The following is a 12,508-nucleotide window of genomic DNA, read 5'->3' as shown; positions in this document are numbered from 1 at the left end:
GATCAGTGCCCTGTGTTGGCGGACTTGCGGCGGCGCACCTGGGTAACGCGGGCGGCCAGCAGCGCGAACACGATCACGCCGACCAGCAGCAGCAACCAGACCATGTGCCGTTCCCACTTCGATTGCGGATTGTCATCCTGTGCAACGCGGCTCCCGTAAGGATCGTGGCGGTCGAACTCGCGCACGGCCTCACTGCCGTCGAGCACGGCGAGATCACCGCGCAGCAGCCGGAACGGTGCGCCGAACGACGGCGCCTGCGCACCGAGGTCGCTGTAGAGAACGCCCAGTTGACCGCCGGACGACCCTACCTGCACCACGGCAGCACGATCCAACCCGCTGACATCCAGCAGCGGCTGCGGCTCCCCGCCGAGCAGCAGATGACCGTCCTTCAGGCCGGCCACATCGACACCCGATGGCGCCACACCGAACGCCAGCCACGGCGCACCCGGGCTGACCGCCGCACCGGCATCGACCACCTTCAGTTCCGACGCCTCCGGCGAGGCACCCACTGCACTGGCCACCGCAATCACCTTGCGCAGCGATGCCGGTGCATCCTGCAGCCACGTGGCCGGCACGAACACCTGGTTGCCGCGCGACAGCTGACTGCTGGCGCCGACGAAATCACTGCCCAGCGACCGCTTGGCCAGGGTCAGGTGGCTGCTGGGCAGGATCGAGACGGGATAGGCGGTGGCGGGATCGTGGCAATAAGGTCGTGCCGGCTGGCGCAGGAAGCTGACGCGGATCTCGTTGCGCGCCGACAGCGCGTAGGCCGGCACCTTGGCCACCAGCCGTTGCGGCTGGCCATTGGCCGACAGCACCTTACCGCCCAGCAGGTAATCGTTGAAATGGATCGTGGCCACCGCGCCCTGCCCGGCGGCGTTGGGCGCCGCCGAGACATCGATCACCACTTCCTCGGGCAGGCGCCCATCGGCCGACAGCGCGCCGAGGTCGAAGGTGGCACTGCGGTCCGCGCGGGTGACCACATCCATCGTACCGGCGATGTTGCCGAGCCGGCTCAGCAGCACCTGGTCTCCGTCCAGCTTCGGTGTTCCCGCCGCGCTGACCTGCAGGCTGCGGCCCAGCGCATAGCTGCGCCACTGTTCGGCGAACAACCCGGCGACCTTGCCCGCCGCCGCCGGGCCGACCACCAGCGTCGGACGGCCAGCAACGGCGACCACGCTGACCGATGCGTTGGCCGTGGGCTTTTCCAGGCCGCCCATATCGGTACCGCGCCACGCGGCGAAGGCAGCGCCCGCATCGGCACCCGTAGCCGCAACCTGTACGGCCAGCGCGTCCAGTGCCGCGCGTACGCCGGCCCGCAGCGCATCACTGCCGATCATCACGTCAGCGGCCAAAGGCCCGCTGTCACGCAGCGACAGCAGCGCGCCAACTTCAGCCAGATCCTTGATCACATGCGCACGCTCGCCCGTCGCCAGCGCAGCGTAGGCCGGCACGCCCTGCAGGCTGGCCGGGATGCTGATGCCGGTCAGGTCGACACTGTCACCGACCTTGGGTAGCGCCACCACCTGCACCTGCTTGCCACCGCCCTGCAACGCGGTACCGACGCGCCAGGCGGCATCGTAGGCCGGCGCCTGCAGCGCCTTGCCGTCCACCAGCAGGCGCACCTGCGGTGGCAGCGCGCCCCAGGCCTTGGCCACGGTGTCCACGGCGCGGCCGTCGAAGCGGTAGCTGAAACGCGAGTCCGGCGACAGCCGCAACACGTTGGCCGGCGCGCTCTGGTCGGCACATTGGTAGTCGGAGACGATCGACCACCAGCCGACGCCGACCCGCACGAAGCCGTTCTGGCGAGGTTCGCCATCAATGGCCAGCAGCTGGCTGGCGTCGCCCTGCGCATCGGTGATCGAGCGCGCGGCGATCGGATCGCCATCGACCGACCACAGGCCGGAAGTGCGCCCGGCGTGGCCGCGCACATAGCGCCCGTCCAGCTGCAGCTGCGCATCGCGGGTGGCGACGCCGGCCGGCACCGGCAGGTAGACCTCGCGCTGGCTCTCCTGCCCGCTGAGCACCAGCGGCTGGCGGAAACCGAGTTCACGCAGGGTCATCTGCCGGTTGACCGTGCTGTCGCCGCTCCATTCGGCGAATTGGCCGGCGACGCTGTCGGCGGCATGGGCACTGGCAACCACGCCCGACAGGACGAACGCGGCGGCGGATGCAAACAGGGGAGAGCGGCCGGTCTGGGTCATGGCGTCACTTCGCGTGGATGGGGGTGGGCGGCACCGCTGTTGCGGAGGCCGGGCGAGAATTCGGGAAGGGGCGTGCCACGCAGGGCGGCGACGATGCGCGCGCTGGCACGGCCATCGCCGTAGGGGCTGGCGTCGGGATCGAAGCGGGTCGGGTGCGGTGGTTGGGCCAGTGCCGCGTTGACCGCCTCGACAATGCGCGAGGGCCTGGTGCCGACCAGCGTCACCACTCCGGCCTCGACCGCCTCCGGGCGTTCGGTGACGTCGCGCATGACCAGCACGGGCTTGGCCAGCGCAGGCGCTTCTTCCTGCACGCCACCGGAGTCGGTGAGGATGACGTCGGCGCGCTGCATCAGGCGCACGAAGCGCAGGTAGTCCTGCGGCGGCACCAGGTGCACGTTGTCGAGATGGCCGAGGTGGGCGTTGACCGGGCCCTGCACGTTCGGGTTGAGATGCACCGGGTACAGCACCTGCAGGTCCGGCCGCCGCGCCAGTTCGGCCAGTGCACGGCAGATGTCCTCGAAGCCCTGCCCGAAGCTCTCACGGCGGTGGCCGGTGACCAGCAGCAGGCGACGATCGGGGTCAAGCATGTGGAAGGGTTCGTCAGCCCGCGCACGCAGCGCCGGGTCGGCATCCAGCCGCTCTACGGTCTGCTGCAGGGCATCGATGACGGTATTGCCGGTGACCAGGATCTGCCCGCCCAGGTGTTCACCGGCCAGGTTGGCGCGCGAGCTGGGCGTGGGCGCGTACAGCTGGTGGCCGACCACATCGATCACCCGCCGGTTCATTTCCTCCGGCCACGGCCGGTTGATGTCGCCGGTGCGCAGGCCGGCCTCGACGTGACCGATCGGAATGCGGTGGTGGAACGCGGCCAGTGCGGCGGTCATCGCCGTGGTGGTATCGCCGTGCACCAGTACCCGGTCCGGACGAACCTGCGTGTAGAGCGCGTCAAGCCGTTCGAACAGCTTGGAACACAGGCCATTGAGGGTCTGGTTGGGCACCATGACATCGAGGTCATGGTCGGCGGTGATCGCGAACAGCGACATCACCTGGTCCAGCATCGCCCGGTGCTGGCCGGTGATACAGACCACCGATTCGATGTCCGCAGCCTCCGCCAAGGCCCTTACCAGCGGCCCCATCTTGATCGCTTCCGGTCGCGTGCCGAACACCGACAGGACCTTCATCGCAGCGCTCCGAAAGGTCGGCGCGAGGGAATGCCAGGAGCTGTAGCCACGTCTGGATCCTTTCGGCGTTCCCGTCCAACACCCGCAGGCAGGAGACGGTCACCTCATGAGGAAACTCCAAAATCGCGACGTACATCACATTCGAATGATGGTACGTGCGTCGTGGCATTGATCTTCATCGTTGGAAGATCAAGACGCAGTCAACGCCGCCCGTGGAACGGGCGACGTTGCGGTGGAACGCAGCAGTGGCGCGGCCTGCGGCCGACTTACTCGTACTGGATGGTGAAGGTGGCCTGGCCGTTTGCGACACCTGCACCCACCGTGCCGGCCTGGGTCTGCACGTAACGCGCGCGCAGCGGCAAGGTCATCGTGCTGGTGCCGGGCGTGGTGGTACCGACGTTGACGGTCTGGCCGAAACGCACTTCGCGCTCGGTGCTGCCATCACGCTGGACCATCTGGATGCCGATGCGGGTGGCACTGTTGGTGGCCGCGCTGAGCTTCAGCACGCCCGGCATGTTCGAGCTGTCCTGGTCGGCATCCAGGCGGATACCGATCTTGCTCTGATACTGCGCGACATTGCTGCCCTGGCAGTTCAGGCGGATCTCGAAATCGCGATCGACAGCCTTTGAACCGACACCGGTGAAGGTGGTGTTGGGCACGCTGCCGAAATCGACAGCAATGTTGCGGCTGCCGGCCTGCACTTCACAGGTCGGGCTGACCACGGTGGTGCCCGAGCCCCTGAAGGTCGAGGTCAGCACTGGCTTGCTGGCACCGTCACCATCAAAGTAATACGTGGTGAAGCGACCATTCGGCGCGATCACGCCCGAGCCGGTCTGTGCGGCAGTCTTGATCAACTGGATGCGGAAGCGACCCCCGATCAACGTAACACTGCTACCACCGCCGAAGCTCAGCTGATGGGGGTAGTAGACCTGGATCGATCCCGAATCACGGAACAGTTTGATGCCGACACCGGGGACATCGGTTTCATAGGTATTCGCAAAACCGGGCACCGGGCGCTTCTGCGCCGCGTTGACGTATTCACCGATCGAACGACCACCGCTCCAGTCACAGCTGGCAACCCGATCTCGCTGAGTGATCGACTCACTGATCTCCTTGATCACGCCGCCGACCGGCGTGCTGGGCAGAATCACGATCTGGCCCATGTCCATGGTGACGTCCTGTGCGGTGAACCAGCTTGAGCTGATACGGCACGCGGCGCTGGCCTGCTGCGCAAGCAACACGCCACCGAGCACGGCCATGGCAGCCAACGCCTTGCGGCCACGGGAAGAAATCATCGGCATGCTGCCTCCAGCGGGATGAAGCCGGTCTTGGACGCATCGGCGCCTGCCGGTACCTGGTAATCAACGGTGCAGCGCTGGTCGGCGCCCGCGCCCCACTCCACCAGCAGGCTGCCCTGGTTCTTGTCACTGCGCACGTACAGGCGGCCGCCCTGGCTGACCATGCCCACCGGCTGGCCCTGCTCGTCCTTGACCTGCGCACCGAACGGCATGGTGCGGCCATCGGGGTTGCGCACCTGGATCAGCAGCGCGTTGCCCTTGCGGGTATCGAAGCGCAGGTAGCTGATGGCTCCGGCGAACGGCGCGATCGACTGGCTGGTGCTTTCCAGCTCGACGTCGTGGGCCATGCCCTGCGGGTCGAGGGTGACGGTATTGAGGCGGTACGGCGACACGTACGGGACCACCGCGTAGCCGCGGCCGTCGACGCGCAGGCCCGGGGCGTTGCTGACAATCGCATCGCGTGCGCCCGGCGCTTCCACCAGCACCATGGTGTCGCCACGCTGCGGGGTGAAGGTGAAGCCGCCCGGATGCACGACCACGCTGCCGTTGGCACCGACCGACGCCTGGCGGAAATCGCGCGAGTGGCTGTAGGTCGCGTTCAACGCGCTGTAGCGGCTGCGGTATTCCGCACTGCCCACCGCGGTGGTGCCACCTTCGCGGGAGTCGGACAGCGCCACACCGTAGCTGAAGTTGTTGTCGATGCCGGTCGAACCGGTGATGCCAACGCGGCTGTTGTCGTAGCCACCGCGCTCGCGCACGCCGAGGTCGGCGCTGAACGACACCGGGTGCGAACCCCGGCCCAGCGGCACGCTCATCGACAGCAGGTACTGGGTATCGGAACGGCCGAGCACGCCCTCTTCGGTGCGCAGCGCCGAGAAGCCGTAGTTCACCGAACGCCAGGCGTTGTTGTAGCCCACCTGATACTGCTTGGAGGTGCCGGGGCGGTCGTAGAAGTCACGCACCGAGCCGGTCACGTACAGCGCGCCGCCGCGACGGCCCAGCGGCTGGTTCAGCGTTACCTGGAACTGGCTGCGCTGACGGCCACGGGTGGTCGGATCGATGCCGCGCTTGTCCGAATCACGGCCATACAGCGCGTCCTGCAGGCTGTAGAAGCCTTCGGTCGAATAGCGGTAGGCGGCCAGGGTCAGGTTGGTCCCGGTCTCGCCGATCATGTTGCTGTAGCTCAAGCGCACGCTGGCACCGGTGTGGTTGCCGTAGTGGTCGAACGTCGTACGTGCGTGGGTGACGTCGGCGGCGAACGCGCCAACCGGCGTGGACAGGCCGACGCCGTACAGCAGCGACAGGTAGCCGTCGCTCAGTGCACTGCCGCCGTACAGCGTCAGCTGGTTGCCGATACCGCGCTGGTAGGTGCCCTGCACCAGCCACGGCTCATCGGCCAGCAGCTTGTTGCGCACCTGGCCGGCGGTCAGCGAGTAACGCGACACGCCTTCGCGCAGCATCTGCGGCACCGAACCGAACGGAACCTTGAATTCGCGGCGGCGGCCATCGGCCTCGATCACGCTCACTTCCAGGTCGCCGCCGTAGCCGGTCGGGTACAGGTCGTCGATGACGAAGCTGCCCGGCGACACGGTGGAGGAGTAGATCAGCTGCTCGTTCTGGCGTACTTCGATGCGTGCGTTGGTCTCGGCGATGCCGCGCACGACCGGCGCGTAACCGCGCAGCGAATCGGGCAGCATGCGGTCGTCGCTGGCCAGGCTGGCACCGCGGTAACCGATCGAGTCGAACAGTTCACCGGTGGTGTAGGCCTCACCGATGGTGAGCATGCCGCGCACCTGCGGGATGCCGCGCTGCGCATAGGTGGCGATGCTCTGCCAATGGCGGCCATCGCCGGACCAGGTCAGGTTCGAATCGTGGCGGAACTGCCAGCCACCCAGGTTCATGCCGGCGTTGAGGCCGAGGTAGGCACTGCGGTTGCGCTGGCCACCTTCGACACGGCTGTCGCTGTCGATGGCATTGAAGCTGTAGCCGACGAAGCCGGCATTGATACCGCGGTCCCACAGCGCCGGGTTGACGTAGCCGCGTGCCTCACGGCGCAGGAACACCTGCGGGATGCTCAGGTCGTAGCGCAGGTTGCCGCTGTCATAGACACCATAGGCATTGGCCATGCGCTGCTGGACCGGCACGCAGCTGGTCTTGTCGGTCGGCACGGACGGATCCTGCTGCAGCAGCACGGCTTCGCTGTCCACGCCCATTTCTTCCAGCATCGGCAGCGGCAGGCAGGCGTCGACACGGCCCTGCGCATCGGCCTTGAACTGCAGATCGCGACGGCCCTGCCAGGCACCGTTGACGTAGACGTCGACACGGTAGTTGCCGGCCACCATCGGGTTGCCGTTGCTGAAGGCCGCCAGATCGACCTGCTTGGCCTGGCCAGACAGGAAGCTGGAGTTGAACTGGGCCGATTCCGGTGCACGCGCATTGGCCGCACCACTCTGCGCCATCAGCGCCTGTTCGCCGAGATTGGCCGGGGCAGCCAGCGCCCATCCTGGGCAGGCCACGCCAGCAACCAACAGGCAAAGCGCCTGATGGATCGACAATGTCAATCTGTTTCCGATCACACTGACATTCCTTCAATTCGCCGCACAGCGGCGGTGGCGGGATGCGCAGGCCCAAGGCCGGCGCGGCGCGTTCAGCCCCCGGTGCTGCCGAGGCGGATGGTGTGTTCCACCCGGCCGCCGTAGTCGTTGATGGTGATGAAGCGGACCTGGTCGGTGCCCGCCGGTGCGGCGAACTCCAGGCTCTGCTTCGGCGCGACCATCGCGCCCTTGTCCTCGACGGCCTTTTCACTGCTGCCGGTCACGGCATGTACTTCGGCCAGAGTGACGTGGAAGGGGCTCGGGTTTTCCACCCGCAGACGGTCGCCCGTGCGGGTCCAGCGCAGCGCTGCCGGCGCGTCGTTGGCGACGCCCTTCAGGCCCTGCGGCCGGTAGAAAAGCTTCAGGCGCGAACGGAACGCGACCTGCAGGTAATTCTGTTCGCCGCTGTCGGCGTTGTCCGGGGACGGCGGAACATCCAGCACGTTGAGCCAGAACACCGACTCGCGGTCGGTCGGCAGCTGCGCGCCGGAGAAGATCAGTCGCAGCGCCTGGCTGCGGCCCGGCTCGACGCGCGCGATCGGCGGCGTCAGCACGAACGGGGCATCGCTGGTATCGGCGGTCTGGTTGGCGTCGCCGCTGTCGATCCAGGCCTGCACCAGCGCCGGCGAATCGCCCACGTTGTCGACCTGCACGGTGACTTCGCGCGCCTGCGCCGGATAGATCACTCGCGTGCCATTGACCACCACGCCGGCCAGAGCGTTCTGGCAGAAGGGCAGCGTGAACGCTGCCAGCAGCAGCGCCCGGGGAAAGAATGCTTTCATCGGAAGTACTACGCTCGAGGTATGTGGCCAGGGGCCGCGAGGCACTGGCCGGCGCGTACGCCGGCCAGTGCGGGTACGACTACGATCAGTTGTAGATGATCGTGTACTTGACGCTGCTGGTGACGTCGCCCGGGGTGGCGGCGGCAGTGGCGTAGTACTCAGCGTAGTAGTTCAGATCGGCCGAGCCGTCGGTGCCGACGGTGACCCACTGCGAGTTGGTCTGGGCCTGGCCAGCGCCTGCAGCCTTGATCGGCAGGACCTGGTTGTTCGAACCCAGCAGCTGCAGCTGCACGTTGGTGGCAGCGTTGGCCGAAGCCTGGTTCAGCAGGCGGCCGGTGTTGAAGTCAACGGTCGAACCCGGCTCGAAGTAGGTCGCGACGTTGCCGGCGCTGCACTTGGTCAGGTTGATGGCGAACGGGGTGCGACCGGCAACGTTACCGGCGGCGGCCAGGGTGTTCTTGGACACGGTCGGCAGGTTGACGGAGAAGTCCTTGCCGCCCGGGGTCGAGATGGTGCAGGTCTTGTCGGTCACCTTGCCGTTGAAGGTGATGGTGCCGTCGGCGGCGTTGGCGGCCAGCGGAGCGGCGGCCAGCATCAGAGCGGCGATGATATTGATCTTGTGCATTCGCTTTTACCTAACCCTACTGAAGAGATGAGAAGTAGAGGAGGAAGCAAGGAGCACTGCCGGGCTATCAAGACCCATCCTTGCGTCTCACCTGTGGCCGGACTCGGACATACCTTCCCCTGAATCCGTGACGCAAGTATAGGCACAACTGTGATGAAAGTCTCATTATTTTTCTGAACGCCAATTCATTGACGCCTCAAATGTGACGTGGTAGGCGGAATGAGAGCCCGGCGGGCGTGGGGGATTTGACGGCAAGGCGATCAGGTCACAAACGACCCTGCATGACGCTTCCCGTGGCGCGTTCGGCATGCGCGAAAACAGGCTTTTTTCAGGTGGAAATCGCCTTATTTGATGCGCATCACTCTTTCTTGGTGATGGCCCTAGCAGATTCGGATTTGTCCTATTAAAGACGGATCGAACCTGTCGCTAACTAGGACACACCGAACCAGAGAACGTGTCATGAGGAACTCCATTCTGCTGTGTGTGGCCCTGATGTCCGTCAGTGCGCTGGCCCAGGCCAGCAGCGGCAGCATCCGTTTCAGCGGCCGTATCGCCGAGCCGGGCTGCACGACGAACCTGTCCCAGGGTGAGCTGAGCCTGGCCGCCTGCCCGCCCTCGGCCAAGGGCTCGACGGTGGCCGTGACGGCGCTGGCCGATGGTCAGGCCGCGACGCTGCGCGACGGCAAGCGCCAGGGCCAGAAGCTGTCGGTGTCGGCCAGCGCGATGCGCGCCGGCGATATCGCCTTCTCCGAGCGTTACAGCGTGCAGGCTTCGAAGCAGCAGCCGCTGCAGGGCGCCTACCTGGTGGTGGTCGACTACCTGTAAGCCGACGTGTTTACGCCGGCGGCAGCTCGAACACCTGGCGCAGATAGGCCAGGTAGCCCGGGTCGTCGCACATGCTCTTGCCCGGCGAATCGCTGAGCTTGGCCACCGGCTGGCCGTTGCAGCGGACCATCTTGATGACGATGTTGAGCGGCGTTGGCCCCAGATCATTGGTCAGGTGGGTGCCGACGCCGAAGGCGACCTGGCAGCGACCACGGAAGTAGTCGTACAGGCGCATCACCTTGGCGATGTCGAGCCCATCGCTGAACACCAGCACCTTGCTGCGTGCATCCACCCGGCGCTGCTGGAAGTGCGCCAGCATGCGGTCGCCCCAGTCGAACGGATCGCCGGAGTCATGGCGGACGCCGTCGAACAGCTTGCAGAAGTACATGTCGAAGTCGCGCAGGAACGCATCCAGGCCGACCACGTCGGACAGCGCGATGCCGAGGTCGCCGCGATACTCGCGTGCCCACGACTCCAGTGCCGCCACCTGCGAATCGCGCAGGCGCGGGCCCAGCGCCTGGAACGCCTGCAGGTACTCATGGGCCATGGTGCCGTGCGGGGTCATGCCGTACAGGCGGGCGAAGTGCACGTTGCTGGTGCCGACCAGCTGCGGGCCGAGCGCATCGCGCAGCAGCGGCAGCAGACGGGCATGCCAGTCACGCGAGTAGCGGCGGCGGCTGCCGTAGTCGGCGATGCGGCACTGCTCGAACCCCGGGGTATCACGCAGCAGCGCGGCCTTGGCCTGCAGGCGGCGCTCGCCCTCGGCGAAGTCGGCGGTGGTGGTGTTGCGGAACCAGACTTCGTTGATGATCGCCAGCAGCGGCACTTCGAACAGGATGGTGTGCAGCCAGGGGCCGGTGATGTCCAGTTCGATCTCGCCGGGCACGGTCTCCGACGCGCGCAGCTGGATGTACTTGCGGTCGAGGTGGAACAGGCCGAGGAAATCGGCGAAGTCCGGCTTCACGAAGCGCAGGCCACGCATGTAGTCCAGCTCCGCGTCGCTGAAACGCAGGCTGCACAGGTGGTCGATCTCTTCGTCGATCTGGTCGATGTAATGGGCCAGGTCGATGCCGGGCGTGCGGCACTTGAACCGGTACTGCACCTGGGCGCCGGGGTGCTGGTGGAGCACCGCCTGCATCATGGTGAACTTGTACAGGTCGGTGTCGAGCAGGGACTGGATGATAGGCATGGGGCGGATTATGCGCCCGGCAGGGTGAACCGGGGTGCCTGCGGCCACACTCAGCTCACGGGAAACAACATTGGTAGATCCACGCCATGCGTGGATGCTCTTGCGGCGCTACAGCGCCCTGCGCAGCAGCTTCGGCACCAGCATCAGCGCGTGCGCCCAGATCGCGCCCCACACCGCTACCCGCACCGGCAGCGAACGCTGCCTGGCCTCGAACTTCTGGAAATAGCGCCACAGGCCCTTGTGCTTGTGCCATTCCACGAAGAACGGCCGCGAGCGGCTGGAGACGCCACGAACGTGGGTGACCTGCAGGTCATTGGCGATCGCCACCACTGCTCCGGCTTCGCGTGCACGCCGGCACAGGTCCAGGTCTTCGGCATGCAGGCGATAGCCGGCGTCCCAACCTCCGATGCAGTCGAACAATGCACGCGGCATCATCAGCAGCGCACCGGACAGCGCCGGCACCCGCTGCAGCGCCTGCTGCGGGTCACGCGGCACCGCCAGCTTCGAGCCCTTGCCCGGCGAGCGCAGCATCATCAGGAAATCCGGGTCGCGGCGGCGCACGGCTTCGTCGGCATGGCCCTGCTCGTCCACCTGCTCGACACCGAGCAGGCAGTCGCCCAGTCCTTCCGCGCGGCTGCGCAGTGCGGCCAACGTCTCCGGTTCGACCATCAGGTCCGGGTTGATGAAGGCCAGCCATGGGCTGTGCGAATCGGCCACGCCCTGGTTGTTGGCGGCGGCAAAGCCGGGATTGTCCGGATTGCCGACGAAACGCACGCGCGGGTCGTGGCTGGCATGGCGCTGCACGATATCCAGCGTGCCATCCATCGAGCCATTGTCGATCACCCGGATCTCGGCCACGTCCTGCGCCTGGCGCAGACGCGAGAGGCAGGCGTCGATGGTGCTGCCGCTCTGGTAGGTGACGACGATGGCGGCAATGGCAACATTCAAGCAGGAGGCTCCGGCGCGGAAGACGAGACGAACAGGTCACCCTGTTCCTTCGGCATTATCGCCTGCCGCATGCGCTGCTGCAGGTCGGCACGCAGGCCATGCAGCGGATCGCGCATGAGGAAGTCAGCCAACCGTGGCACCCACCCCGGCCAGCGCGCGGCCAGGGCCTCGAGATCGCCATCACGGCTGACCGCCTCCCCTGCCCGGCTGACGAAGGCGGTCTCGCACAGCACGTTGCGCCATCCCAGGCCAGCCATGCGCAGGCTCAGGTCCACCAGTGCCGCGTTCCAGCCAGCGTAGCTGTCCACGTCCAGGCCGCCGGCGCGGCGACGCGCGTTGCCGCGCACCAGTACCGCGTGGGTGACCGCCGAGGGCAGCTCCGGATGCAGCACCGGCAGCGTGGCACAGGTGTGTGCCAGCAGCGCCGGGTCCTCCGGTTCCGGATTGATCTCGCCCAGCCGCGGCCATGCAGCGGTTTCGCCGGCATTGCACCACGGGGTTGCGGTGGCGATGGCGGCGTCGCGGGCGAAGGCATCCTGCAGCTGCTGCAGCCAGCCCGGCGCGGGCACGCTGTCCGGCGCCAGCACCGCCACGTCCATGCCCTCGCAGGCGCGCAGCATCTCATCCAGATGGGCGACCTCGCCCAACGGCCGCGCGCGGCGGGTGTATTCGGCCTGCAGTGGCGTATGCGCCAACCAATGCTCCACCACCGCCTGCGCACGCGGGCCGGTCTGCGCGTCATCGGCCAGCCAGACCGCGGTTCCCGGCGCGGTGCCGGCATCCAGCGCGGCCAGGCAGCGGTCGAGCGCGGCATCGTCCACGCACAGCGGCAACAACACGATCGCCCCCATCCCGCCTCCGT

At 66.9% G+C, this 12,508-nt stretch carries 10 protein-coding genes; 1 reads left to right on the top strand and 9 read right to left on the bottom strand.

What is annotated here, in order from left to right; all coding sequences use genetic code 11:
- Positions 1-2: 2 nt before the first annotated feature.
- The 6 genes from ACZK4Z_RS03050 to ACZK4Z_RS03025 form a co-directional block, all read right to left on the bottom strand.
- A complete protein-coding gene (locus ACZK4Z_RS03050) occupies positions 3-2,204 on the bottom strand; it encodes a hypothetical protein (protein WP_125894924.1) in 2,202 nt (733 codons plus the stop codon).
- Positions 2,201-3,385: a non-hydrolyzing UDP-N-acetylglucosamine 2-epimerase gene (wecB, locus tag ACZK4Z_RS03045; protein ID WP_125894926.1), complete on the bottom strand. Its 1,185-nt coding sequence runs from the start codon at positions 3,383-3,385 to the stop codon at positions 2,201-2,203. Before wecB ends, ACZK4Z_RS03050 begins: the two co-directional genes overlap by 4 nt.
- 266 nt (positions 3,386-3,651) lie before the next feature.
- On the bottom strand, positions 3,652-4,686 hold the full coding sequence (locus ACZK4Z_RS03040) for a fimbrial protein (RefSeq protein WP_125894928.1): 1,035 nt from the start codon (positions 4,684-4,686) through the stop codon (positions 3,652-3,654).
- Positions 4,677-7,238 carry a fimbria/pilus outer membrane usher protein gene (locus ACZK4Z_RS03035; protein ID WP_478451535.1) on the bottom strand — a complete coding sequence of 854 codons (2,562 nt, stop codon included), beginning with the start codon at positions 7,236-7,238 and terminating at the stop codon, positions 4,677-4,679. Before ACZK4Z_RS03035 ends, ACZK4Z_RS03040 begins: the two co-directional genes overlap by 10 nt.
- A gap of 92 nt (positions 7,239-7,330) precedes the next feature.
- Entirely contained in the window at positions 7,331-8,059 is a 729-nt protein-coding gene (locus ACZK4Z_RS03030) for a fimbrial biogenesis chaperone (protein ID WP_032128056.1), read from the bottom strand.
- Between the two features lie 85 nt (positions 8,060-8,144).
- Positions 8,145-8,684, bottom strand: coding sequence for a fimbrial protein (locus ACZK4Z_RS03025; RefSeq protein ID WP_032128057.1), 540 nt, complete (start codon positions 8,682-8,684; stop codon positions 8,145-8,147).
- Between the two features lie 459 nt (positions 8,685-9,143).
- Between ACZK4Z_RS03025 and ACZK4Z_RS03020 the strand changes: the two genes are divergently transcribed.
- Entirely contained in the window at positions 9,144-9,509 is a 366-nt protein-coding gene (locus tag ACZK4Z_RS03020) for a hypothetical protein (protein ID WP_014645902.1), read from the top strand.
- Between the two features lie 10 nt (positions 9,510-9,519).
- Here ACZK4Z_RS03020 and pncB read toward each other — a convergent pair whose 3' ends face one another.
- The 3 genes from pncB to ACZK4Z_RS03005 all read right to left on the bottom strand — a co-directional run bounded on the left by pncB (position 9,520) and on the right by ACZK4Z_RS03005 (position 12,497).
- Positions 9,520-10,698 (bottom strand): nicotinate phosphoribosyltransferase, encoded by a 1,179-nt coding sequence (gene pncB, locus ACZK4Z_RS03015; RefSeq protein WP_125894930.1) that lies wholly within the window; start codon positions 10,696-10,698, stop codon positions 9,520-9,522.
- A 108-nt stretch (positions 10,699-10,806) separates the two neighbouring features.
- Complete coding sequence (locus ACZK4Z_RS03010) at positions 10,807-11,646, bottom strand: glycosyltransferase family 2 protein (RefSeq protein ID WP_032128058.1); 840 nt, start codon at positions 11,644-11,646, stop codon at positions 10,807-10,809.
- Entirely contained in the window at positions 11,643-12,497 is an 855-nt protein-coding gene (locus tag ACZK4Z_RS03005) for a glycosyltransferase family 2 protein (protein WP_121504854.1), read from the bottom strand. Before ACZK4Z_RS03005 ends, ACZK4Z_RS03010 begins: the two co-directional genes overlap by 4 nt.
- Positions 12,498-12,508: the final 11 nt, after the last annotated feature.

The organism is Stenotrophomonas sp. 71799_Sma (assembly GCF_056482505.1).
Note: the sequence above shows the minus strand (reverse complement) of the source record. Positions and strands in the feature narration are given on the sequence as shown.

Excerpts from the sequence above, each read along its gene's own strand:
- ACZK4Z_RS03005 (WP_121504854.1), bottom strand. The coding sequence starts at position 12,497 with ATGGGGGCGATCGTGTTGTTGCCGCTGTGCGTGGACGATGCCGCGCTC.
- ACZK4Z_RS03050 (WP_125894924.1), bottom strand. The coding sequence starts at position 2,204 with ATGACCCAGACCGGCCGCTCTCCCCTGTTTGCATCCGCCGCCGCGTTC.
- pncB (WP_125894930.1), bottom strand. The coding sequence starts at position 10,698 with ATGCCTATCATCCAGTCCCTGCTCGACACCGACCTGTACAAGTTCACC.
- ACZK4Z_RS03040 (WP_125894928.1), bottom strand. The coding sequence starts at position 4,686 with ATGCCGATGATTTCTTCCCGTGGCCGCAAGGCGTTGGCTGCCATGGCC.
- ACZK4Z_RS03020 (WP_014645902.1), top strand. The coding sequence starts at position 9,144 with ATGAGGAACTCCATTCTGCTGTGTGTGGCCCTGATGTCCGTCAGTGCG.
- ACZK4Z_RS03030 (WP_032128056.1), bottom strand. The coding sequence starts at position 8,059 with ATGAAAGCATTCTTTCCCCGGGCGCTGCTGCTGGCAGCGTTCACGCTG.
- wecB (WP_125894926.1), bottom strand. The coding sequence starts at position 3,385 with ATGAAGGTCCTGTCGGTGTTCGGCACGCGACCGGAAGCGATCAAGATG.
- ACZK4Z_RS03025 (WP_032128057.1), bottom strand. The coding sequence starts at position 8,684 with ATGCACAAGATCAATATCATCGCCGCTCTGATGCTGGCCGCCGCTCCG.